The 22,113-nt window shown below is 69.1% G+C and carries 21 protein-coding genes; 8 read left to right on the plus strand and 13 right to left on the minus strand.

Annotated features, from left to right (window positions below; genetic code table 11):
- Positions 1–79: 79 nt before the first annotated feature.
- From B9H04_RS11560 to B9H04_RS11570, 3 genes are all read right to left on the minus strand, one after another.
- A complete protein-coding gene (locus B9H04_RS11560; protein WP_049931286.1) occupies positions 80–1,132 on the minus strand; it encodes an NAD(P)-dependent glycerol-1-phosphate dehydrogenase in 1,053 nt (350 codons plus the stop codon).
- Positions 1,133–1,223: 91 nt separating this feature from the next.
- Positions 1,224–1,922, minus strand: a complete 699-nt coding sequence (locus B9H04_RS11565; protein WP_049931285.1) for a LysE family translocator — start codon at positions 1,920–1,922, stop codon at positions 1,224–1,226.
- Between the two features lie 131 nt (positions 1,923–2,053).
- Positions 2,054–2,854 (minus strand): DUF2103 domain-containing protein, encoded by an 801-nt coding sequence (locus B9H04_RS11570; RefSeq protein ID WP_049931283.1) that lies wholly within the window; start codon positions 2,852–2,854, stop codon positions 2,054–2,056.
- A gap of 137 nt (positions 2,855–2,991) precedes the next feature.
- On the opposite strand from B9H04_RS11570, the gene B9H04_RS11575 reads away from it, so the two are divergent.
- Together B9H04_RS11575 and B9H04_RS11580 are read left to right on the plus strand one after the other, a co-directional pair.
- Positions 2,992–3,681 (plus strand): hypothetical protein, encoded by a 690-nt coding sequence (locus B9H04_RS11575; RefSeq protein ID WP_049931282.1) that lies wholly within the window; start codon positions 2,992–2,994, stop codon positions 3,679–3,681.
- Positions 3,678–4,313 (plus strand): hypothetical protein, encoded by a 636-nt coding sequence (locus B9H04_RS11580; protein ID WP_049931281.1) that lies wholly within the window; start codon positions 3,678–3,680, stop codon positions 4,311–4,313. Before B9H04_RS11575 ends, B9H04_RS11580 begins: the two co-directional genes overlap by 4 nt.
- A gap of 28 nt (positions 4,314–4,341) precedes the next feature.
- Here B9H04_RS11580 and B9H04_RS11585 read toward each other — a convergent pair whose 3' ends face one another.
- The 3 genes from B9H04_RS11585 to aroA form a co-directional block, all read right to left on the minus strand.
- Positions 4,342–5,508, minus strand: coding sequence for an ArsA family ATPase (locus tag B9H04_RS11585; protein ID WP_049931280.1), 1,167 nt, complete (start codon positions 5,506–5,508; stop codon positions 4,342–4,344).
- 98 nt (positions 5,509–5,606) lie between these two features.
- Positions 5,607–5,864: a hypothetical protein gene (locus B9H04_RS11590; RefSeq protein ID WP_049931278.1), complete on the minus strand. Its 258-nt coding sequence runs from the start codon at positions 5,862–5,864 to the stop codon at positions 5,607–5,609.
- Between the two features lie 48 nt (positions 5,865–5,912).
- Complete coding sequence (gene aroA, locus B9H04_RS11595; RefSeq protein ID WP_049931277.1) at positions 5,913–7,304, minus strand: 3-phosphoshikimate 1-carboxyvinyltransferase; 1,392 nt, start codon at positions 7,302–7,304, stop codon at positions 5,913–5,915.
- 130 nt (positions 7,305–7,434) lie between these two features.
- On the opposite strand from aroA, the gene B9H04_RS11600 reads away from it, so the two are divergent.
- On the plus strand, positions 7,435–7,962 hold the full coding sequence (locus B9H04_RS11600) for a multiprotein bridging factor aMBF1 (protein WP_049931276.1): 528 nt from the start codon (positions 7,435–7,437) through the stop codon (positions 7,960–7,962).
- Positions 7,963–8,007: 45 nt separating this feature from the next.
- On the opposite strand, the gene B9H04_RS11605 is transcribed toward B9H04_RS11600, so the two are convergent.
- Positions 8,008–8,766 (minus strand): DICT sensory domain-containing protein, encoded by a 759-nt coding sequence (locus tag B9H04_RS11605; protein WP_085682724.1) that lies wholly within the window; start codon positions 8,764–8,766, stop codon positions 8,008–8,010.
- A gap of 157 nt (positions 8,767–8,923) precedes the next feature.
- On the opposite strand from B9H04_RS11605, the gene tpiA reads away from it, so the two are divergent.
- The 5 genes from tpiA to B9H04_RS11630 all read left to right on the plus strand — a co-directional run bounded on the left by tpiA (position 8,924) and on the right by B9H04_RS11630 (position 14,171).
- A complete protein-coding gene (gene tpiA / locus B9H04_RS11610; RefSeq protein ID WP_049931274.1) occupies positions 8,924–9,568 on the plus strand; it encodes a triose-phosphate isomerase in 645 nt (214 codons plus the stop codon).
- Between the two features lie 190 nt (positions 9,569–9,758).
- Positions 9,759–11,687: a molecular chaperone DnaK gene (gene dnaK, locus B9H04_RS11615; RefSeq protein ID WP_211216861.1), complete on the plus strand. Its 1,929-nt coding sequence runs from the start codon at positions 9,759–9,761 to the stop codon at positions 11,685–11,687.
- 82 nt (positions 11,688–11,769) lie between these two features.
- On the plus strand, positions 11,770–12,939 hold the full coding sequence (gene dnaJ, locus B9H04_RS11620) for a molecular chaperone DnaJ (RefSeq protein ID WP_049931272.1): 1,170 nt from the start codon (positions 11,770–11,772) through the stop codon (positions 12,937–12,939).
- 73 nt (positions 12,940–13,012) lie between these two features.
- The gene (locus B9H04_RS11625; RefSeq protein WP_049931271.1) at positions 13,013–13,333 is read left to right on the plus strand and encodes a cupin domain-containing protein; all 321 of its coding nucleotides are present in this window, start codon (positions 13,013–13,015) and stop codon (positions 13,331–13,333) included.
- Positions 13,334–13,418: 85 nt separating this feature from the next.
- Complete coding sequence (locus B9H04_RS11630) at positions 13,419–14,171, plus strand: acyl-CoA synthetase family protein (protein ID WP_049931270.1); 753 nt, start codon at positions 13,419–13,421, stop codon at positions 14,169–14,171.
- Between the two features lie 27 nt (positions 14,172–14,198).
- On the opposite strand, the gene B9H04_RS11635 is transcribed toward B9H04_RS11630, so the two are convergent.
- From B9H04_RS11635 to aglJ, 6 genes are all read right to left on the minus strand, one after another.
- Positions 14,199–15,533: an ABC transporter ATP-binding protein gene (locus B9H04_RS11635; protein ID WP_085682725.1), complete on the minus strand. Its 1,335-nt coding sequence runs from the start codon at positions 15,531–15,533 to the stop codon at positions 14,199–14,201.
- Positions 15,526–16,584, minus strand: a complete 1,059-nt coding sequence (locus B9H04_RS11640) for an ABC transporter ATP-binding protein (protein WP_049931268.1) — start codon at positions 16,582–16,584, stop codon at positions 15,526–15,528. The genes B9H04_RS11635 and B9H04_RS11640 overlap by 8 nt, the downstream gene beginning before the upstream one ends.
- Positions 16,584–17,768: an ABC transporter permease gene (locus B9H04_RS11645; protein WP_049931267.1), complete on the minus strand. Its 1,185-nt coding sequence runs from the start codon at positions 17,766–17,768 to the stop codon at positions 16,584–16,586. Before B9H04_RS11645 ends, B9H04_RS11640 begins: the two co-directional genes overlap by 1 nt.
- A 14-nt stretch (positions 17,769–17,782) precedes the next feature.
- On the minus strand, positions 17,783–18,757 hold the full coding sequence (locus tag B9H04_RS11650) for an ABC transporter permease (protein ID WP_049931266.1): 975 nt from the start codon (positions 18,755–18,757) through the stop codon (positions 17,783–17,785).
- Positions 18,758–18,799: 42 nt separating this feature from the next.
- Complete coding sequence (locus B9H04_RS11655; protein WP_085682726.1) at positions 18,800–20,689, minus strand: ABC transporter substrate-binding protein; 1,890 nt, start codon at positions 20,687–20,689, stop codon at positions 18,800–18,802.
- Positions 20,690–21,030: 341 nt separating this feature from the next.
- Positions 21,031–22,038, minus strand: a complete 1,008-nt coding sequence (aglJ, locus tag B9H04_RS11660) for an S-layer glycoprotein N-glycosyltransferase AglJ (RefSeq protein ID WP_049931263.1) — start codon at positions 22,036–22,038, stop codon at positions 21,031–21,033.
- Positions 22,039–22,113 lie beyond the last annotated feature (75 nt).

The raw sequence follows: 22,113 nt of genomic DNA on the forward strand, positions 1-22,113 counted from the left end.
GTTCCGCAGGGGTGACGCGGGGCCGTTCTTCGGGGGCGACGCGGGGCCGTCCGGCGGCGTCCCGCGCGCCGAACCGGGATCACTCCTCGATGACGCCGGTCGCGGTCGCGACCCCTATCGCCGCCTCCTCGTTGATCCCGCCCTGGAGGATGGTGTAGCGGTCGCGGATCTCGTGGGCGCTCGTGAGCGCGGCGATGAGCTCCGCGTCGTCGATCCCCAGCTCGCCCGCGGTCGTCGGGGCGTCGAGCTCGGCGAGCGCGTCGCGGATCGCCGCCCACCGCCCGTTCTCGCCGCTGTGGAGGAACTCCGTCATGATCGACGCCACGCCGACCTGGTGGCCGTGGAGCGCCTTACCGGGCGCGATGCGGTCGAGCTGGTGGGAGATGAGGTGTTCCGCGCCCGAGGCGGGCCGCGAGGAGCCGGCGATCGACATCGCGACCCCGGAGGAGACGAGCGCCTTCACCACGACCCACGCCGACTCCTCTAGGCCCGGCCGGATCATGTCGGCGTTCTCGACGAGCAGCTCCGCGGTCATCTCCGAGAGCGCGCCCGCGTACTCGCTGTACTCGACGTTCCGCAGGCGGCGGGCGAGCCGCCAGTCCTTCACCGCGGTGTAGTTGGAGATGATGTCCGCACAACCCGCGGTGGTGAGCCGCCACGGGGCGTCCGCGAGCAGCGTCGTGTCCGCCACGACGGCGAGCGGCGGGTCGGCGGCGACCGAGTGGCGCGTGTCGCCCTCTGGGATCGACGAGCGCCCCGAGACGATACCGTCGTGGGAGGCGACCGTCGGGACGGAGACGAAGCCGACGTCGAGGTGGTCGGCTGCCATCTTCGCGATGTCGATCGGCTTGCCGCCGCCGAGCGCGATGAGGTAGCCCGGGTCGACCGCCTCCGCGGTCTCCTTCAGGTCCTCGACGGCCGCGAAGGAGGCGTTCTCCACGACCGCGGTCGCGGGGTCGTCGAACTGGGCTCTGACGCGGTCGCCGGCGATCTCGTTCGGCGTCGGGCTCGTCACGATCAGCGGCCGCCCGGTGAGATAGAGCTCGCCGACCGCCTCCCCGAGGTCGTCGAGGACGTCGTGTCCCACGAGGACGTTCCGCGGGAGCTTGATCCACGTCGTCTTCTCGAACATACGGGACGGTCGCGCCGACGGGTCAAAGCCGTTGTCCATGTACGGCGGGCGCGGCCGCCGCGGAGCGGCCGACGGGCGACGGCCGCCCCGGTTACGCCCCAAGCGCGGCCAGCGTCGTCGCCGCGTCGTAGAGGAAGTAGACGCCGAAGCCGGCGAGCACGAACGCCGACGCGACGGCGACGATCGGGGCGAACGCCTCGATCCTGCGCTCCGCGGCGACGAGTCCCGTGGGGAAGCCGAGGACCCAGACCAGCACGCCGAGGAAGAACCCGCCGATGAGCGCGGGCGAGCCGGTGGCGACCACGAGCGTCCCGGCGAGGTCGGCTCCGACCACCGGGAGCCGGGACAACACGTCGAGTTCGCCCGGCTGAAGCAGGCCGACGCCGATCGTCAGCCAGAACAGCACCTGGTACGGGTTCGTCAGGGCGAGCACCAGCGCCTTGCGGAACCCCTTCCCCTCGGCCGCGATCGGCTCCTCGCCGGAGGTCGGACGGAACGACGCCCGCGCGCCTTGGGCCGCGCCGACGGCGAAGTACAGCATGAGGACGCCGCCGACCGCGACCATGACGCCCTGTAACAGCGGGAACGACTCCACGACCGCGACGACGCCGACGTACGCGAGGACGAAGAAGATCGCGTCGGCGGTCGCCGCGCCGAGGCCGGCCCGGAAGCCGGCGAAGCGACCGCGGAGGACGGCCTCCTCGGCGATCACCGCGTTCATCGGACCGGGCGGCGCCGCGAGCGCCAGCCCGAAGACGACGCCCGCGCCGAGCGTGACGAGGGTACTCACACCGCTCGCAACGACCGGTCTCGTGAAAAACCCCGCGACAGCGACGCGGTCGGTAGTGGCCGCTTCCGGGCGCTGCGACCGAGATACGGACATCGGACGCCAGATCCGCACACGGCGGGCGGGGCCGGAAGCTACACGTCTTGGAGCTCCGCGTCCCGGAGCGCCTCGTTGAGGTCCTCGCGGACGCGCTCGCCGGTCTCGCGGTCCATCGCCGTGGTGACGATCCGGTTCTCCTGGACGCTGGAGCCGTCCCGCAGGAGTAGCCGGACGTTGCCGTTGGTCCCCGCGCGCGTCGCCTTCGCGCGGAGGCCGGTCCGCGACCCCGTCCCGCCGGCGTCGATGGGACCGGGAACGATCTTCTTCACGTGCGGGTGTTCCGCGACGGTCTGGACGGCCTTCCGCCCCTTGCGGTCGCCGATGAGCGTCGAGTGCGACCCGCCGATCTTCTCGCGCGGCGGGGTCTCGACCACCGCCAGCGACCGGTCGCCGCGACGGTCGAGCACCCACTCTACGAGGGGGCTCACGTCCGGCTTCCCGCCGTCGTCTGCGGGGTCGCTCGCCGTTGTCCCGTCTCGGTCGCTCCCGCCGGCGCCGCCGTCGGGCACCCGGTAGAACTCGTGGTGGAGCTGCGCGCGCGTCTCGCGGAGCGGCTCGCGCTCGCCGGCGGCGTAGACGGTCTCCGGTCGCTTGCGTCGGATCTCGTCGGCGACGCGCCCCGCGAAGTTCCGCAGTTGGACCTCCGTCAGGCGCTCGGTGTCCTCCGGGCGCGTGGTGATCGTCGTCTCGCCGACGACGGCGTCCTCGTCCAACATCGTCAGGTGCGCGCGGTCGGCGTCGAACTCGGCGACGACCGCGTCGGCGTTGGCGGTGTTACAGGTCAAACAGTAGTCCCCCGGCTTCTCTAACGGGGTCCCACACCGCCGACAGTTCATACCGACAACACGGCCGTGGAAGATAAAAGCGCGTCCGTTCGCCGCCGGTCTCGGGACCCGTTCGCCGCCGTACACCGTCGCGCCCACCGCTGATCCGGAGCGACAGCTTATAATCCTCCCCGGCCTCGGTACCGGACATGGACGGCGACCGACGCCGCGACGCCGAGACCGGCTCCGACGCGAGCGTCGGCGACGGGGAGTCCGGCGAAGACCTCGCCGGCACGCTGGGATCCGTCGAGGACAGACTCACGCAGCTGATCCGCGACGGCCGGCTCAACGCCCTCGTCGCGTGGGCGATGATCGCCGTCCTGGGCGGAGTCCTCGTCGAGAGCGCGCTCGACTACGACCTGCTGTCGGCGGCGATCGCGGTCGGACTCGGCGGCGTCTTGCTCGCGCCCACGGTCGCGGCTCGCGACTGGCGGACGATGCTCCCGGCCGAGCTGGTGGGCCTCGCGCTGCTCCCGGTCCTCGTGGGCGCGCTCCTCGGCGGCGAGTTAGGGACGTTCGCGGCGTACGTCGCCATCGCGGCGCTGGCGCTCGTGATCGCCGTCGACCTCCACATGTTCACGTCGCTGCGGCTCACCCACTGGTTCGCGGTCGCCTTCGTCGTGATGACGACGCTGGCGACGGCGGCGGTGTGGACGGTGCTGCGCTGGAACCTCGACCAGCGCGTCGGCACCGCGTACCTGACGACGAACGACGCGCTGATGACCGAGTACATGTACGTCACGCTGGCCGGGATCGCGGCCGGACTCCTCTTCGACGGCTACTTCCGCCGCCGGGGACGTCTCCTCCGTCGCGTCATCCGCCGGGTGGTGCGGCGATGACGCTGCTCCCTCGGCTGTCGCTCGCGTCGCAGCGTCGACTCACGGGCGCGATGCAGGTCCTGCTCGTCGGTATCGTCGCGTACGGCTTCCTCGCGGGCGAGCAGAAGGCAGTAAGCAACGGGGTCATTGCGCTCCTCGTCACGCTGGTCCCCGCGGCGCTCGAGCGCCGGTACGACCTCCCGCTCGACCCGTGGCTCGCCCTGTGGATCACGACGGCCGTGTTCCTCCACACGGTCGGCTCGGCCGGGTTCTACGCCCGCGTCGAGTGGTGGGACCACATGACGCACGCGCTGTCGGCCTCCCTGGTCGCCGCAGTCGGCTACACGACGCTCCGGGCGATCGACCTCCACAGCGACGGGATCCGGATCCCGTCGCGGTTCGCGTTCGTCTTCATCGTCCTCATCGTCCTCGCGTTCGGCGTGCTCTGGGAGCTGTTCGAGTTCGGCTTAGACATCGTCGCGACCGAGACCGGCATCGACATGCCGCTCGCGCAGCACGGGCTCGGCGACACCGTGCTCGATCTCATGTACAACACCGCGGGCGCGGTGCTGGTCGGGCTGTTCGGACAGGCGCACCTCGCGGGCGTCGCGGAGCTGGTCCGGGACCGGATCTTCGGGAGCGCGACCGAGTAGCGCCGGACGCGAGCCGTAGTCGGACCGCTCAGTCCAGACAGGCTGCGACGACCCGCAGCGCGGCCTCACCCCGGACCTCGTTCGCGAGCAGCGGCACCCGCTTCACGTCCCGGGCGCGGAACAGGTCCGTCGCCTGGCGGAGCGCGCTCTGCTGGACCTCCCACCGGCGGGCGCAGAACTCGCAGGTGTCGGGGTTGGGCTCGACCACCCAGTCGGGGTCGATCCCGGCCCCGTTCCCGCCGGTCACGTCGCCGACGCCCTCCATCACACGGTTGACGACGAGCGTGTTCACCGGGATTCCGAACTCGTCGAGCCGCGCGACGAGCCGCTCGGACTCGACGACGCTCATCTCCTCGGGGATCATCACGACGCGGAAGTCCGTCTTCGCGGGGTCGCGCAGGACCGCTCGGAGTCGCTCGATGCGTTCGCGGAGCTCCTCGAGATCCGCCGAGGGGTCGGGGTCGTCCTCGCCGCCGCCGAACATCCCCTTGATCCCGTCCATCATCCCGGAGAAGCGCTGCCGGAGCTTCATCACGCGCCCGAGCATCGAGTCCATGATCTCCGGCAGCTGGAGCAGGCGGAGCGTGTGACCGGTCGGCGCGGTGTCGACGACGACGCGGTCGAACCGCGGGTCGTCGAGGTACTCCAGCAGCTGGCGCATCGCCGCCGCCTCGTCGGCGCCGGGCATCGTGCCGCCGAGGAGTCCGCCGAGCCCCTCGCCGTCCTCGCCCTCGGCGCCGCCCATCGGCCCCTCGCCGCCCATGCCGCCCATCGCGTCGCCCATCTCGCCGAGCCCGCCGAGCGGGTCGCCGTCCGCCCCGAACATCCCCTCGTCGACCGCGGCGTCGGGGTCGATCTCGGCGGCGTACAGGGGCACGTCCTCGCGGATGCGCGCCGGCTCGGCGGGGATCTCGGTCTCGTAGGTGTCCGACAGCGAGTGCGCGGGGTCGGTCGAGACGACGAGCGTCCGGACGCCGCCCGCGGCCGAGGCGAGCCCCGTCGCGGCCGCCATCGTCGTCTTTCCGACGCCGCCCTTCCCGCCGTACAGCACGTAGTCGGGCGCGTCGACGCCCGCGGGCAGGTCAGCGAGCTCCTCGTCGACGGTCAGCTCCTCGTCCGTCTCCGCGGGCTCGACCGCGGTGTCGTCGTCGGCCTCGTCGACCCGGTCGACGGGCTCGACGTCGATGTCGTCCATACGCGTGTGTCGGTCCGGTGGGCTTGTGTAGCCGTCGGTCCGGATTCGGCGGCGACCGTCGCGCTTCGAGCGGTGACCGGATGACGCCGCGACCGCGGTCAGCCGAGTCGCTTCATCGAGATCAGCGCGGTCGGAATCATTATCGGGATCGTGAGAATGGCCCCAGTGATCACGACGAACGGCGCGACCCCGCCGACCGGGTACGCGAGCAGGTCGACGGCAAGCAGGTTGACCGTGGTCACAGTCACCGTGTACGCGATCACGGTGAGCACCACGATCGCCGAGAACACGACGCCGACGACGACCGCCGCGTTCGGTCCGTCCGCCGCTCCGTTCGACGCCGGATCACCGCTCATCTGCTGTCTGCCACCATATACTATTGTGTGTATTGCGAACGGCTATAACTATTCCCTTCCCCGCGCGTCCCCGCGCTCGACGGTCGCCCCGAGGTCGGCCATCGCGTCGAAGAAGCCGGGGAAGGAGACGTCGACGTGTTCGGCGCCGCGGACGGGCGTCGTCCCCTCGGCCGCCAGCGCAGCGACGGACAGCGCCATCACGATCCGGTGGTCGGCTCGGCCGTCGACGGTCGCCCCGACGAGATCGCTTTCGCCTCCGTGAATCGTGAGTACGTCCCGCCCTTCGGTCGTCTCGGCGCCGAGCTTTTCGAGTTCCTCGGCCATCGCGGACACCCGGTCGGTCTCCTTGTAGCGGACGTGCTCGCAGTTCTCGATCCGCGTCTCCCCGTCCGCGACCGCGCCGAGCGCGGCGATCGTCGGGAGCAGGTCGGGCGTTCCCCCCACGTCGACGGTGACGCCGGAGAGATCGCCGCGCTCGACCGCGATCGCGCCGGCCTCGCGGTCCCAGTCGACGGGCGCGCCCATGCGCTCGACGATCTCGACGATCGCGGCGTCGCCCTGCGCGCTCGGCCGGGCGCCCTCGATCCGGAGCGGCTCGCCGGGCGCGGCCGCGACCGCGCCCGCGCCGAGGAGGTAGGAGATAGAGGAGAAGTCGCCGGGGACCGCGTACGTCTCGTCGCTCGGCGCGTACGTCTGTCCGCCCGGGACCGAGAACCCCGCGGCGCCCGCGGCACCGTCGAGCGGATCGCCGTCCTCGTCGACCGGGGTCGCCTCGACGCCGAAGTCGGCGAGCAGTTCGAGCGTGATGTCGACGTACGGCGCCGACTTGAGGTCGGTCGTGAGCTCTACCTCGATCCCCTCCTCGGTGACGGCGCCCGCCATCAGCAGCGCGGTGACGTACTGCGAGGAGACGTCGCCGGGGATGGCGACCTCGCCGCCGGCGAGCGGGCCGGTCACGACGAGCGGGGCCTGCCCGTTCGACCGCGTCGACTCCGCGCGGACATCGAGGTCGGCGAGCGCGTCGAGGAGCGGACCCTGCGGGCGCGAGCGGAGCGACTCGTCCCCGGTGAGGACGGTGGTGCCGTCCGCGAGCGCGGCCGCGGCGGTGACCAGCCGCATCGTCGTCCCAGAGTTCGCGCAGTCGATCACGTCGTCGGGGACGGCGGGGCGGCCGCCGAACCCCTCGACCGAGAGCGCGTCGGCGCCCGTCAGGCCGGGCTCGCCTTCGGCGGTCGAACTCCCGTCTCCGGCGCGCGCGACCGAACCGCCGAACGCCGCGACGGCGCGGGCGGTCGCTCGCGTGTCCGCGGACACCAGCGGCGACTCGACGGTCGCGCCGTCGCTGTAGCCGGCGGCGAGCAGCGCGCGGTGGGTGTAGCTCTTCGACGGCGGCGCGCGGGCGGTCCCTCGCAGGGTCGAGCGCGTGACGTGGACGTCCATACCAGTCCTGCCGGCCGCGGCGACAAGTCGGTACCGACAGCGGCACGATTGCGGTCGGGACCTCGCCGGCGTGACCCGCGCCCGGCGCCGCGGCACACCCTTTATACCATCGGGAGCGCTAGCGTCGCGTATGCCCCAGTGTGAGATGTGCGGCGCCGAGGAGGCCTCGCTGACGACGACGAAGGTCGAAGGCGCCGAGCTGGAGCTCTGTAGCTCGTGTACGGACTTCGGCACCGAGGTCCGCGACGAGTCGACGAGCTCCGGCGGCGGCAAGTACTCCACCAGCTCCAGCACCGGGAAGTCGTCTTCGTCGTCCGGATCGTCCGGCTCCGGCGGCTCGTCGGGGAGCTCGACTCGCCCCCGCGACATGTTCGACGACATGGACGAGATCGCCACCGACTACGACGAGCTGATCCGCGATGCGCGGGAGTCGCGCGGGCTGAGCCAGGAGGAGCTGGCCGACCAGCTCAACGAGAAGGCGAGCCTCATCCGCAAGCTCGAACGCGCCGACACGCTCCCGACCGACGAGGTCCAGCGCAAGCTCGAGCGCGCGCTCGACATCTCGCTGGTCGAGGGGCAGTCGACCGACGACGCCGACTGGGAGACGGACGACGCCGGCACGATGACGCTCGGCGACGTCGTCAAGCGGAAGGACTGAGCCGCGACGACGCTCCGGCCCCGCCGTACTCGTTATTCCCGGCCCTCAGACGGTCGCGCCGCCGCCGTCCGTCTGCTCCGATCCGCCGTACCGCTCGGTCAGGTAGTCGATGATGTAGTCGACCGTCTCGGGGTCGTAGCTCCAGAACCCGTAGAACTCGCCGGGCGCGCGCTCCTCGGCGAGCAGCGCGCACTTGGCGTCCTCGTAGCCGCCCCCGTCGTACGCGACGAACCACGTCTCGCGGATCTCGGCGGTCTCGCCGACGTGGACCGTGTAGGTGCCGACGTCGGGTGCGTCGCCCTCGGCGGCGGCGTACGCGTGGACGTCGAGCCGGTCCTTCTCGCCGAGCAGGTCGTAGGTGTCCGCCTCCCCGGTGAGGACGTCGAGGGTCTGGAACCCCGCGTGGAGCTCTCCGTCGCCGACCCGCCAGGCGCGGTCCTCGATCTCCCGCGACGCGGCGACCATGTCCTCGCGGGAGTAGGAGGTAAACATCGTCTCGTCGAGGTGATCCAACACCGGCTTCCCGACCTTGCCGGGCGTCTCACCTCGCTCCGCGGGTGTCTCCCCCTCGTCTCCGCCCCGCCCCGGCAGCAGCTCGTCCACGGTGACGCCCGTGACGAACGCGCCGTCCCGCGCCACCACGGCGCACGCCTCCGGTCCGGCGGCGGTCTGATCGTCGACGATCCGGACGTTGCGGTCGGCGAAATACTCCCGGAGCTCCTCCGTAACCGCCGGTTCTGCGTTGAACACGGTCAGCGTGGCCTCGTGGGCTTCCACGCCGGCGATGAGCTCGATGAGGGACATCTCTTGTCGGACCCACAGCATCGGGGTATAAGGTCGTTTCTGCTCTCCGCCCCCCGGGTCGCCCGGTTCCCGGGGTTGTGAGGGGTCGAAACGACGGGACCCCGAGCGAGCGTCGCGAAGCACGAACCTATTTGCGCCGCGCTCCCCGAGTAGAGGTATGTTCATCCTGGTGAACCTCAAGGCGTACCCGTGCGATCCGATCGAGGTAGCGACCGCGGCCCGCGACGTCGCCGAGGCGTCCGGCGCGCGGATCGCCGTCTCGCCGCAGGCGGCCGACCTCGCCCGCGTCGCCGAGACGGGCGTCGAGACGTGGGCGCAGCACGTCTCGCCGAACGAGCACGGTTCGCACACGGGTTCGACGCTCGCCGAGGCCACCGCCGACAACGGCGCCGAGGGGACCCTGATCAACCACTCGGAGAAGCGACTGAAGCTCGCCGACATCGACGGTTCGGTCCGCGCGGCCGAGCGCGCTGACCTGGAGACGATCGTCTGCGCGAACAACCCCGCGCAGGTCGGCGCCGCCGCCGCGCTCGGCCCTGACGCCGTCGCGGTCGAGCCCCCGGAGCTCATCGGCGGCGACGTCTCCGTCGCCACCGCGGACCCGGGTATCGTCGAGGACGCGGTCGCGGCCGCCGAGGCCGTCGACCCCGCGGTTGACGTGTTCTGCGGCGCCGGCGTCTCCACCGGCGAGGACGTGTCGACCGCCGGCGACCTCGGGGCCGCCGGCGTCCTGCTGGCCTCCGGCGTCGCGAAGGCCGACGACCCCGAGGCGGTCCTCGAAGACCTCGTGAGCGGGATCTGAGCCGGCGAGTCCGGGCCGGTTCGCGTCCGCGAGCCCGAGACCGGCGCTGCGTTTGCGGATCGGTATAAAAACATCGATGTGAGCGACTCACACGATCGAGAAAACGCACGACGGCGGCGGCTTTCTTCTCCCGGGGAGATCGCGGCGTCTAGTAACCTTTAACCGAAACAAGCCGCTATCTGTGACCAAGATGGCGAGCAACAAAATTCTCGGTATCGACCTCGGTACCACCAACTCCGCGTTCGCGGTGATGGAGGGCGACGAGCCCGAGATCATCGCCAACGCCGAGGGCGACCGGACGACGCCCTCGGTCGTCGCATTCGCCGACGACGACGAGCGCCTCGTCGGCAAGCCGGCGAAGAACCAGGCCGTCCAGAACCCCGACCGCACGATCCAGTCGATCAAGCGGCACATGGGCGACGGCGACTACACCGTCGAGATCGGCGACGAGGAGTACACGCCGGAGCAGGTCTCGGCGATGATCCTCCAGAAGATCAAACGCGACGCCGAAGAGTACCTCGGCGACGACGTCGAGAAGGCGGTCATCACCGTCCCCGCGTACTTCAACGACAAGCAGCGGCAGGCGACGAAGGACGCCGGCGAGATCGCCGGCTTCGACGTCGAGCGCATCGTCAACGAGCCGACGGCCGCCTCCATGGCGTACGGGCTCGACGACGAGTCCGACCAGACCGTCCTCGTGTACGACCTCGGCGGCGGCACGTTCGACGTGTCGGTCCTCGACCTCGGCGGCGGCGTCTACGAGGTCGTCGCCACGAACGGGGACAACGACCTCGGCGGCGACGACTGGGACGAGGCGCTCATCGACCACCTCGCCGACGAGTTCCAGAACAACCACGGGATCGACCTCCGCGACGACCGGCAGGCGCTCCAGCGCCTGAAGGACGCCGCCGAGGAGGCGAAGATCGAGCTGTCGAACAAGAAGGAGACCACGGTCAACCTCCCGTTCATCACCGCGACCGACAGCGGGCCGGTCCACCTCGAACAGTCCGTCACCCGCGCGACGTTCGAGAGCCTCACCGCTGACCTCATCAACCGTACCGTCGAGCCGACCGAGCAGGCGCTCGCCGACGCCGACTACTCGAAGTCGGACATCGACGAGGTCATCCTCGTCGGCGGCTCGACACGGATGCCGCAGGTCCAGGAGAAGGTCGAAGAGCTCGTCGGCCAGGAGCCGAAGAAGAACGTCAACCCCGACGAGGCGGTCGCGCTCGGTGCGGCGGTCCAGGGCGGCGTGCTCTCCGGCGACGTCGACGACATCGTCCTCCTCGACGTGACTCCGCTCTCGCTCGGTATCGAGGTGAAGGGCGGCCTCTTCGAGCGGCTCATCGAGAAGAACACCACGATCCCGACCGAGGAGTCGAAGGTGTTCACCACGGCCGCGGACAACCAGACCTCCGTCAACGTCCGCGTCTTCCAGGGCGAACGCGAGATCGCCGAGGAGAACGAGCTGCTCGGCGCGTTCCAGCTCTCCGGCATCCCGCCGGCGCCGGCCGGAACCCCGCAGATCGAGGTCTCGTTCAACATCGACGAGAACGGGATCGTCAACGTGGAAGCAGAGGATCAGGGCTCCGGTAACGCCGAGTCGATCACCATCGAGGGCGGCGTCGGCCTCTCCGACGAGGAGATCGAGGAGATGCAAGAGGAGGCCGAGAAGCACGCCGAGGAGGACGAGGCTCGCCGCGAGCGGATCGAGGCCCGCAACGAGGCCGAGACGACGATCCAGCGCGCCGAGACCCTCCTCGAAGAGAATGAGGAGGAGCTCGACGACGACGAGCTCGTCGCCGACATCGAGGCGGCCATCGACGACGTCGAGGACGTGCTCGAAGACGAGGACGCCGAGACCGACGAGATCGAGTCCGTGACCGAGGCGCTCACCGAGGAGCTCCAGGAGATCGGCAAGCAGATGTACGAGGGACAGGCCGCGCAGGCCGGTCCGGGCGGCGCGGGCGGCGCCGGTCCCGGCGGGATGGGCGGCGCTGGCGGTCCGGGCGGTCCGGGCGGTGCGGCGGGCCCCGGCGGTGCCGGTCCCGGCGGCGACGCGGACGACGAGGAGTACGTCGACGCCGACTTCGAGGACGTAGACGACGACGAGGAGTAACGCCCTCTCACCCGACGCTCGACGCCTCGACCCCGCCGCTTAAATCGACCCGTCGATCAACACCAATTAACAAACGCAACGCATGACCGAAGATTTCTACGACGTCCTCGGCGTGTCGCGGGACGCCAGCGAGGAGGAGATCAAGAAGGCGTACCGCAAGCAGGCCGCCGAACACCACCCCGACGTCAGCGACGACGAGAACGCCGAGGAGCGGTTCAAGAAGATCCAGAAGGCCAAGGAGGTGCTCACCGACGAGCAGAAGCGCCAGCAGTACGACCAGATGGGCCACGATCGGTTCACCCAGGCCGACAAGCGCGGCGCGACCGGCGGCGGTGCCGGTCCGGGCGGCGCCGGCGGTCCCTTCGGCGGGGCCGGCGGCGCTGGCGGCGCCGGCGGGTTCGAGGACATCTTCAACCAGTTCTTCGGTGGCGGCGGTCGCGGCCGCGGCGGCGGTGGCGGCGGCAACCGCCCGCGGCAGGGGCGCGACCTCAAGACCGGACTGACGATCGACCTCGAAGAGGCGTTCAACGGGGCGACCAAGGAGGTCACGCTCACGCGACCGACCGAGTGCGACACCTGCGGCGGCGCGGGGCATCCCCCGGACGCCGACGTGGAGACCTGCCCGCAGTGTAACGGCCGCGGGCAGGTCCAGCAGGTCCAGCAGACGCCGCTCGGGCGCGTCCAGCAGACGTCGACGTGTCCCCGCTGCGAGGGCGAGGGTGAGCTGTACAGCGAGGACTGCGCCGACTGCGGCGGCGACGGCGTCGTCCGCGAGGAGGCGACGCTGTCGGTCGAGATCCCGGCCGGGATTCGCTCCGGGCAGAGCCTCCGGATGGAACGCGAGGGCGCGCCCGGGGAGAACGGTGGCCCGAGAGGCGACCTGCTCATCGAGGTCGATGTCGACGTCGGCGACCGGTTCGAGCGCGACGGCGACGACCTCCGCGTCAACGAGGCGATATCCTTCCCGCAGGCCGTCTTCGGCGACACCGTCGAGGTGGAGACGGTCGACGGAACGGTCGAGATGGATGTCCCCGCGGGGACCCAGAGCGGCGAGACCTTCCGGCTTCAGGGCAAAGGGATGCCCCGCCTCCGTCGTCGCGGTCGCGGCGACCTCTACGTCCAGGTCGCCGTCGTCGTGCCCGAGTCGCTCAACGACGAGCAGCGCGAGGCGCTGGAGGCGTTCGCGGAGGCCGGCGGCGAGGACATCGACGTCGGCGGCGGCTTCTTCGAGAAGCTGAAAAGCTCCTTCTGAGTGGCGTTCGCGGCGCCGCGCCTCTTCCCTCACGGCCCGTAGCTTTTCGATCCCTCGCGGCGACGGTCAGCGCATGGGCTACGACACGACGGCCTACGACGACGTGGAACCGCGCGCGCCCGGGATGTTCTTCCTCCGAGAGGCGCTCGACTGCGAGCGGCTCGGCGTGACCGTCGTCGAGGCCGACGACGGCTGGGAGGGGATGGAACACGACCACGGCGACGCCGACCACGAGGAGGTGTACCTGCTGCTCCACGGCGAGGCGACGCTCACCGTCGACAGGGACGCCGTCGCCCTCGCGCCCGGCGACGCGGTCCGGGTCGACCCGGAGTCCACCCGCGACCTCGCCTTCTCGGCCGACGGCTCGGAGATGGTGATCGCCGGCGCGCCCTGACGCCGCCCCGACGCAGTCCGGTCGGGCCGCGGGGTCGCCTCCGGGACGCCGCAGCGTTAAGACGCGCGCGTTCCGAGAACCGAGTATGGAACTCGTCGGCGAACTCCTCGCGCGCGACCGACGCAGTCGCGACGTGGCGCTCGTGACGCCGGACGGCCGGGAACGGACCTCCCACGACCTGATCACGAACGGCTACAAGGCGGCGAACGTGCTCCGGTACCTCGGCGTCCGGACGGGCGCGACCGTGGCCGTCGAGCCGATTCCGGGATTCCACACGACGCTCGCGTTCCTCGGCGCGGCCGCCGTCGGGGCGCCGGTCCGGTTCGACCCGGCGGCGGGGATCGACGCCGGTGACCGCGTCGTCCTCGCACCGGTCGCGACCGCGGCCGCGCTCGATCCGGCGCCAGGAACGAACCTCGCCGCCTTCGGCGGCTCGCCCGAGCGTCCCGACACCACGCACTGGGAACAGGAGCTGTGGAGCGAGAACCCCGGGATGCCGCCGAGCGACATCGCCCCCGACGACGCCGTCGTCCGCGGGGCGGACCTGTCGGTCAGCCACCGCGACCTCTGTTCGCGCGCCGCGGCCGCGGTCGAGGCCGCCGGGATCGGAGACGAGACGCGAGTCGTCCTCAGAGCACCCTTCTCCGACCCCTCGGCGCTCGCCGCCGGCCTCGTCGCCCCGCTCTCCGCCGGCGGAACGGCGGTGCTCGCGGCGACGGGCGGCGGAGACGCGTCGGGCGACGAGTCTCGCGGCGACGTGGCGGTCGCTCCGGCGGGAAAACCAGTACCGGAGCCGCGGCGGATCGACCCGGCGTCGCTCGCGTCGACGACCGAGTGAGCGGTCCCGGCTCGGTCGCGGCCGGGATCAGTCGTCCGCGGGGTTCGGCTCCGCGGCCGCCTGACCCTCGTGTCGGAGACAGGCGGACTCGTGGTCCGGCGTGTGGACCGTCCGTTCCGGCTCGGTCTCGGCGCACGGCGTCGTGATCGCGTTTCGCAAGACCTCTCCCGCCCGCTCGTCGTTCCCGTCGATCAGGAGATCCAGCGCCTCCGAGAGGGTCCGTTCGAGGTCGGGGTCGTCGACGGTCTCCCCGATGTCGAACTCCCGGCGGATCTCCGCCTGGACCTCCGCGTCGGTCAGGTCGGAGCCGCCGGCGGCGATGTTCTCGCGGACCTGTTCGACGTCGACCTCGCCCGCGCTGACCTTGTCGCGGAAGTTCAACAGCCCGCGCCAGTCGGCCTGATCGACGTCGACGCCGTCCGGTTGGATCACCTTGTGACACCGGGTGTGGAACCGACACCCGCTCGGCGGGTTCGTCGGACTCGGCACGGTGCCCTTCAGCTCGATGCCGCCGACGCTCGCGCGCGGGTCCGGCGTCGGGATCGAGGACAGCAGCGCCTCGGTGTATGGGTGTTGCGGGTCGGTGAAGATCTCCTCCACCGGCCCGATCTCGACTATCTCGCCGAGGTCCATCACGGCCACGCGGTCACAGATCTGGCGGATGACGGACATGTCGTGGCTGATGAACAGAAGCGACAGCCCGAACTCGTCTTGGAGGTCGTTGATCAGCGAGAGTATCTCCGCCTGGATGGAGACGTCGAGCGCGCTCACCGGCTCGTCGGCGATGATGAGGTCCGGGTTCAACACGAGCGCCCGGGCGAGCGCGATCCGCTGTTTCTGCCCGCCGGAGAACTCGTGCGGGTACCGGTCGAAGTCGCTCGCCGAGAGCCCGACGCGTTCGAGCAGGTCCTCGACGATGGCGCGACGCCGGTGGCGGTCGCTCATCCCGTGGACCTTGAGCAGCTCGCCGACGGCGTTCCCCACGGACACCCGCGGGTCGAAGCTCGACGACGGGTCTTGGAAGATCATCTGGGCGCCCCGCCGGAACGCCATCATCTCGTCGTCGTCGAACTGCGTCACGTCGTTGGGGTGGGTTCCGTCGGGGTCGCGCGTCGCGCCCCCGCGTCCGTTCCCGTTGAAGATGACCTCGCCCGAGGTCGGCTCCTCCAAGTGGATCACCGAACTCGCCGCGGTCGACTTCCCGCACCCGGACTCGCCGACGAGTCCGAGCGTTTCGCCCTCTTCGATGTCGAAGCTGATCCCGTCGACGGCGCGGGCGGCGCCGACCTTCCGGTTGAACAGCCCCTTCCGGATCGGGTAGTGTTTCTTCAGGTCGCGGACCGAGAGCAGCGGCTCAGTCATCGGCGGGACCCACCTCGCTGTCGCCGTCGGCCGCTCCGTCGCCCGGTCCGAGCCCGTCGCTCCTGACTACCGACGGGTTGCCGCCCGGCCCGTAGTGGACGCAGGAGACCTCCTGGCCCGGCGCCACCTCGACCTCGTCCGGCTGGTCGCCGGTGCGACACGCTTCCTCGGCGTACTCGCACCGTGGAGCGAACCGGCAGCCGTCCGGCGGGTCGTGCGGGTCCGGGAGCGTCCCCGGAATGCCGCCGCCGGATCCCCCGAACTCCGGCAAACACTCCAGCAGTTGCTGTGTGTACGGATGCCCGGGGTGATCGAAGATGTCGAGGACGCCGCCCCGCTCCATCACCTTCCCGGCGTACATCACGACGATCCGGTCGGCGATCTCCGCGACGACGCCGAGGTCGTGCGTGACGAACAGGATTCCCATCTCGAACTCCTCTTGGAGGTCGTCGAGGAGCCGCAGGATCTGCGCTTGGACGGTCACGTCGAGCGCGGTCGTGGGCTCGTCGGCGATGAGCAGGTCGGGGTCCCCGACGAGCGCCATCGCGATCATCACGCGCTGCTTCTGTCCGCCGGAGAACTCGTGCGGGTAGTCGTCGAACCGCGAGCTCGCGTTCGCGATCCCGACGCGGTCCATGAGGTCGACCGCCTTCGCGCGGGCCTCGTCGTCGGAGACGTCCTGGTGGATCTGGAGCGCCTCGGTGATCTGCCACCCGACCGTGTAGCAGTGGTTCATCGCCTCCTGCGGGTTCTGGAAGATGTGTGCGATCTCGTTGCCCCGGATGTTCTGAAGCTCCGATTCGGGGAGCGACAGCAGGTCGCGCCCGTCGTACCGGACGGTCCCCTCGATCTCTCCCGGCGGGGTGTTGATAATCCGCGTGATCGACTCCGTCGCGACCGTCTTTCCGGACCCCGACTCGCCGACGATACACACCGTCTCGCCGGTGTCGACGCTGAAGTCGATCCCGTCGACCGCGGTGAGCGTTCCGTTGTCGGTGCTGAACGTCGTCGTGAGGTTTTCGACCTCGAGTAGTGGCTGATCGTCGGCCATTATTCGTTCTCCGCCTCCGCTTCGGGGTTCAGCGCGTCCAACAGCGCGTCACCGAGGAAGTTGAACGCGAGGATGGTCAGGAACAGCACGATACCCGGCGCTAACACGATCCACGGGGCGAACGAGAGGTCGCTCCGCCCGGCGGAGATGAGCTGCCCCCACGAGGGCACCGTTGAGTCGCCGATCCCGAGGAACGCGAGCTGGGCCTCCGCGAGCAGGAAGCCGGGAATGAGCAGCGTGAGCTGGGTGATGATGCTGCTCGCCGCGTTCGGCACGACGTGTCCGCGGATCACCTGATACGTGCTCGCGCCGCTGATCCGGCTCGCCTTGATGAACTCCTCCTCGGAGATCGACAGCGACTTGCTCCGGATGTAGCGGGCGGTCCCGCCCCAGGCGAACAGCGAGAACACCACGATGAACATCCCCAGTCCGGCCCCGTAGATGTACAGGATGAGCAGGAACATCAGGAACGTCGGGAACGAGAGGATGATGTCGACGAACCGCATCATGATCTCGTCGACCCACCCGCCGGCGTACGCGCTGAGCGTCCCGAACGAGATCCCGATCGTGGCGACGATGGTCGTCGTGATGAAGGCGATCTGCATGCTGATCGTCATCCCGTAGACGATCATCGTGAACACGTCCTTCCCGCCCTGCGTGGTCCCGAGCGGGTGTTGCCAGGTGCCGTAACACCGTCCGTTCATCACCTCGCCGACGCACGTCGCCGGTGTCGTGTCGACGACGGAGGTGAACACCGGCGGCTGGTAGGCGATGAACAGGTCCTGTTGCGGCGCGTTCATGACGAGCGGGCCGACGAGCCCGCCGACGAACACGATGCCGAGCCAGCCGAGGCTCACGACCGCGGGGCGGTTGCGCTTGAACTCCTTCCAGTAGTACCGCGTCATCCGCGGGTTCTGGTACAGCGGCAAGACGAGGTACCAGAACGCCAGGAACAGCGTGAAGATGAAGAAGAAGTCGAGACTCTCCAAGTTCCGTTCGAGGCCGATGAACTCGAAGGTCGGGGTGCGCTGGCCGGTGAAGCGCCAGTCGTACACGCCGAGCAGCGCGAGCGGCAGGGTCGTCAGCAGCATCCCGATCGAGTTGGTCGACAGATCGAACCGCCCCGACCGCGAGAGGTCGTTCCAGTCGACTTGATCGAACCGTTCGGAGTCTTCAGTTGCCATTGTTTTCGGTTATGTTACCTGTCATCGTAGCTGATCCGCGGGTCGAGCACGGTGAACACGATGTCCTCGAGGAGGTTCCCGATGACGGCGACGAAGGTGAAGAACAGCGTCGTCCCCAACACGAGGTTCGTGTCCTGCGCGAGCAGCGCTTCGTAAGTCAACCGTCCCAGCCCGGGGATACCGAACACGACCTCGACGAGGAGTGACGACCCGAGGAACAGCGCGAGGAGCTGTCCCACGAGCGTCGTCGAGAGCGGGACGAGGGTCGGTCGCATGACGTGATACGCGTACGCACGAAGCGGGGAGACCCCCTTCGCCTTTGCCGTCTTCATGAAGTCGGCGTTCTGGAACTCCGCGGACTCGTTCCGGGAGACGCGCATGACGGCGCCGATCGACCCGGTGACCAACACGAACACCGGGACCGACAGCTGGATCGCGTTCTCCACGCTGAACACCGGTGCGCTCGTGTTGTAGATCACCGGTATCACCTCCAGCCACACGCCGAAGATCAACAGGAGGATGATCCCGAAGAAGAAGTTCGGGATGGCGTAGCCGAAGAAGGCGAACCCGGTCGCCGCGTGGTCCTTCCAACTGTACATGTTCGCGGCGGAGTAGACGCCGACGAGCGGCCCCAAGGTGATCGTGAGGATGGTCCACGGAATCGAGTACTGCGCGGTGTAGTACAGCGCCTGCGTGACCGCCTCCATCACGGGCTGGCTCCGGCTCACGGACCAGCCCCAGTCGAGCGTGTACACGCTCCGGATGAAGTCGAAATACCGGACGTGAAGCGGTTGGTCGAGCCCGCGCAGCTCGCGTACCCGCTCGGCCGCCTCCGCCGGATCGCCGCCTTGAAGCGCCGCCTGCGTCGCTGCCCGCTGGACGGCCGGGTTCGGCGCGGCCGAGAGCAGCAGGAACGTGATCGTGACGATAATGAGCGATACGACTGCTGCCCAGAGAACCCGAGCGGTGACGTACCTTCCAAATCCCATGTGATGTGTAAGTCGGTAGGGTGAGAACGGGGTGGCTCGCTCTTACTCGTCCGTCGACGGGTAGAACTCGGACCAGCGGGGCTGCCAGGTGAAGTGGGAGGAGGCGAGTCCGCGATAGACCCCTTGGATCAGCTCCTCTTTGCCGATCGCCGCCGCCATCGCCTGGCGGAACGGAACGAGCTGGAACATGTTGCCCGGACCGGTGTTCCACCCGTTCGCGCGCTGGTTCACGGAGATGATCGTGTTGTACGGCGTGGGGACCTGCCGGACGGTCACGTTATCGTCTTCGCTGTACGACTCGTACTGCTCCGGCGGAATCGCCGCCGCGTCCGCCTCGCCCGTCTCGAGCGCACCGAGACGCGACGCCTGCTCTTGAACGACGCTGATCGACGCCTCCTCGAAGAGCGGCCCTTCGGAGAACAGGTCCGGCCCCTCGTCGATGTCCCGGAGGTAGTACTCGTCGTTCCGGACGTACTCGGTACCCGAGCCGCGGTTCCACTCTTCGAGCTCGAACGGCCCGAGGTTCCCCGAGAACTGGAGTTCGAGGAGCTCCTCGTCCTGCTGGAGCCCCGCCACGTCCTCCTCCTCGACGTACGGTTCGAGGAGGGCACGCGGAATCGGGTAGAGGTACGGGTCGTACGTCTGGGGCCACAGCACGTTCGACGTTTCCAGCGTCGCCTCGAACTCGAGTTCCCCGGTCTGCTCGACTTCGACGCCCTCCCAGCTGTCCGAGTCGGCGGTGTTCGCCCAATCGGCCTGTTGGACCTCCTGGATCTGATAGACGAAGTCCTCGGCGGTGACCTGCCCGTACGGCTCGCTGAACTGGAGGTTATCACGGAGTTCGAACGTCCACACCTCGCCGTCCTCCGTGGACATGTCGTACAAAAGCGGGAAGTACTCCTGGTTCTCGTCGAACGTGTAGCCGGGATCGATCGCGCGCTCGATGGCCGTTCCGGCCCCGGACTCGTTGTTGTACAGCGGGTTCAGCGTGTTGAAACTGGCTCCCGTGACCGTGTCGTACGAGCCCGACACGCTGGGGTCGTCGATGTGCCACGCCGGGAGGTCCCAGCCGTTCGAGAAGTTCTCGATCGGACCGGTGAGGTCGGGGTTGTACCCGATGATATCGTCGCCCAGAGTGAGCATGATGTAGGGCTGTTCGCGCGCGAGGTTCGCGAAGATGTCAACGAACGCCTGCCGGATCTCGTCCCGACTCGTCGCCTGCCTCGCCTGCTCGAACAGGGACTCGACGTCGAACTGCGGGTAGTAGCCGACCGGGTTGAAGTTCGCGTTCGCCCCGTCGAAGAACGTCTGGTTCGTGAGGGGGTTGAGCGGGTACGTGTTCAGCCCGAAGTTGACCGACATATCCCACGCCTCGTTGCTCGTGACGGAGCGCGGCCCCGGGTTCCGCGGTCCGGGGTTCGACCACTCCACCTCTTCGCCGTTAACCGTATCCGTCCCGCCTTCGGGGTCGCCCGAGTAGTACTCGTTACTGAACCGAGTCCCGTCGATCGCTTCGGGAGTGACGCTGATACCGAGGTTGTTCTCGAGTTCCTGTGCGATGAACTCCGCGAGGAGCTGGTTGGTCTCGGAGGCGGCGCTGTGATAGATGTCGATCTCGACCTGGTCTCCTTCGGGGTTGACCATGACGTCCCCGTCGAAGCCGTAGTCGTATTCCGACTCCTCGAACGCTTCCCGTGCCAGGTTGCGAGCGACCTCCGATCCGTAGAGGTCACCGACCCCGAACCGGGGGAAATCGGGAACCTCGACTTCGCCGCCCCCGCCGCCACCGCCGTCAGAGCCGTCCGACCCGTCACCGCCGTTTCCGGAACAGCCGGCGAGCGTTACGGCGCCGGCGAGGCCGAGCGCGGAGAGCCATTGTCGCCGGCCGATATGCCGGGAATCATCACGATTCTCAATGTTTCGCCGTGGCATACCAAGTAGTAAGATTGTGTGTATAAAAAAACTTCAGACTTATGGATAGTTGTTAGGGACGATCATCTTACATCCGTGTTAGTGATCGCCGGTCTTAGGGACGTATTCATGATTAGAACGCACATTTTACCGGAAATATAGTTTTCTGTCCCTCTCCGAAGCGAAACGTAGACAGCGTCTCTCCCGTCATCGCGGCGTGCGAGTCGGCTTCGGTCGTCTGCCCTCGCGAGGCGGATCGCCGTCCGCCGCTCTCCGGTTCGGTGTTCGTCGGTCGTCCTCGCCCTCCCCGGCTTAACCGTCGCGTCGGTCTCGCTCGCCGACCGCGTCAGGCTCTCGCCGGGTCACCGCTCCGGTTCTCTCGCTTCGGGAGTTTCGTCCGGTCTGGAGGCCTCCCCGCCGTCGCCGGCCGCCGCAGAGCCCCCTGTCGCTCCGCCGCCGACGGCCCGCTCGTAGCGTGCGATCTGCTCGCGGTGGAGGGTGTGGATCATGTCGGCGAGGAAGCCGAACACGAGCAGCTGGATCCCGAGGATCGTCGCGCCGACCGCGCCGACGGCGACCACCTCGTGACTGATCCCGAACGCGAGGTACCGGTACAGCACGAACGACGCCATCGCGATTCCCGCCGTGGTCGACGCCACGCCGACGCTCCCGAAGTAGAACAGCGGGTTGTTCGTCTTCGCCTTCCGGTACAGCTCTAGGAAGATCACCCCACCGTCCCGGACAGGGTGGAGGTTCGTCGCGGAGCCGCCGGGCCGCTCTCGGTACGTGATCGGGACCACGGCGACCGGGACGCGGTTCTTCACGCACTCGACGGCCATCTCGGTCTCGATACCGAACCCGTCCGCGGTGAGGTGGAGCCGCAGGAACGACTCGCGGGTGAACGCGCGGTATCCCGAGAGGATATCGCCGTAGTCCTCGCGGTGGATCGCCCGGAACGCGAGGTTGATCAGGCGGTTGCCGACCCGGTTCAGGCGCGTCATCGCACCCGGGCGCATGTCCGCGAAGCGATCGCCGACGACGTGTTCGGCCTCGCCGTCGAAGAGCGGGTCGAGCATCGCCGCCGCGTCGTCCGCGTCGTACGTGGCGTCGGCGTCCGCCATCAGCACGTACGGGGCCTCGACGTGGTCGCGGACCGCCTCCCTGACCGCCTGCCCCTTCCCGCGGCCGGACTGTTCGACGACGCGCGCGCCGGAATCGCGGGCGATCGACTGCGTGTCGTCCGTCGAGCCGCCGTCGATAACCAAGACGTTCTCGAATCCGGCGTCCCGGAAGTCCGCGACGACGCGTGCGACCGTCTCGGCCTCGTTCATCGTCGGCAACAGGACGCAGACGCCGTCGTGATCGGTCATCAGACGAGCGATCACGGGGGAGTCGCTAAACTCTGTCCCTCCTCGCCGCCGCGACGGTCCCCTCCGGGCGTCGTC

The sequence above is a fragment of the Halorubrum ezzemoulense DSM 17463 genome (assembly GCF_002114285.1).
Lineage (GTDB): Archaea > Halobacteriota > Halobacteria > Halobacteriales > Haloferacaceae > Halorubrum > Halorubrum ezzemoulense.

Excerpts from the sequence above, each read along its gene's own strand:
- B9H04_RS11590 (WP_049931278.1), bottom strand. The coding sequence starts at position 5,864 with ATGAGCGGTGATCCGGCGTCGAACGGAGCGGCGGACGGACCGAACGCG.
- B9H04_RS11655 (WP_085682726.1), bottom strand. The coding sequence starts at position 20,689 with ATGCCACGGCGAAACATTGAGAATCGTGATGATTCCCGGCATATCGGC.
- B9H04_RS11560 (WP_049931286.1), bottom strand. The coding sequence starts at position 1,132 with ATGTTCGAGAAGACGACGTGGATCAAGCTCCCGCGGAACGTCCTCGTG.
- B9H04_RS11625 (WP_049931271.1), top strand. The coding sequence starts at position 13,013 with ATGGGCTACGACACGACGGCCTACGACGACGTGGAACCGCGCGCGCCC.
- B9H04_RS11570 (WP_049931283.1), bottom strand. The coding sequence starts at position 2,854 with ATGAACTGTCGGCGGTGTGGGACCCCGTTAGAGAAGCCGGGGGACTAC.
- aglJ (WP_049931263.1), bottom strand. The coding sequence starts at position 22,038 with ATGACCGATCACGACGGCGTCTGCGTCCTGTTGCCGACGATGAACGAG.
- B9H04_RS11575 (WP_049931282.1), top strand. The coding sequence starts at position 2,992 with ATGGACGGCGACCGACGCCGCGACGCCGAGACCGGCTCCGACGCGAGC.
- B9H04_RS11630 (WP_049931270.1), top strand. The coding sequence starts at position 13,419 with ATGGAACTCGTCGGCGAACTCCTCGCGCGCGACCGACGCAGTCGCGAC.
- B9H04_RS11600 (WP_049931276.1), top strand. The coding sequence starts at position 7,435 with ATGCCCCAGTGTGAGATGTGCGGCGCCGAGGAGGCCTCGCTGACGACG.
- tpiA (WP_049931274.1), top strand. The coding sequence starts at position 8,924 with ATGTTCATCCTGGTGAACCTCAAGGCGTACCCGTGCGATCCGATCGAG.
- B9H04_RS11650 (WP_049931266.1), bottom strand. The coding sequence starts at position 18,757 with ATGGGATTTGGAAGGTACGTCACCGCTCGGGTTCTCTGGGCAGCAGTC.
- aroA (WP_049931277.1), bottom strand. The coding sequence starts at position 7,304 with ATGGACGTCCACGTCACGCGCTCGACCCTGCGAGGGACCGCCCGCGCG.
- B9H04_RS11580 (WP_049931281.1), top strand. The coding sequence starts at position 3,678 with ATGACGCTGCTCCCTCGGCTGTCGCTCGCGTCGCAGCGTCGACTCACG.
- dnaK (WP_211216861.1), top strand. The coding sequence starts at position 9,759 with ATGGCGAGCAACAAAATTCTCGGTATCGACCTCGGTACCACCAACTCC.
- B9H04_RS11605 (WP_085682724.1), bottom strand. The coding sequence starts at position 8,766 with ATGTCCCTCATCGAGCTCATCGCCGGCGTGGAAGCCCACGAGGCCACG.
- B9H04_RS11635 (WP_085682725.1), bottom strand. The coding sequence starts at position 15,533 with ATGACTGAGCCGCTGCTCTCGGTCCGCGACCTGAAGAAACACTACCCG.
- dnaJ (WP_049931272.1), top strand. The coding sequence starts at position 11,770 with ATGACCGAAGATTTCTACGACGTCCTCGGCGTGTCGCGGGACGCCAGC.
- B9H04_RS11640 (WP_049931268.1), bottom strand. The coding sequence starts at position 16,584 with ATGGCCGACGATCAGCCACTACTCGAGGTCGAAAACCTCACGACGACG.
- B9H04_RS11645 (WP_049931267.1), bottom strand. The coding sequence starts at position 17,768 with ATGGCAACTGAAGACTCCGAACGGTTCGATCAAGTCGACTGGAACGAC.
- B9H04_RS11585 (WP_049931280.1), bottom strand. The coding sequence starts at position 5,508 with ATGGACGACATCGACGTCGAGCCCGTCGACCGGGTCGACGAGGCCGAC.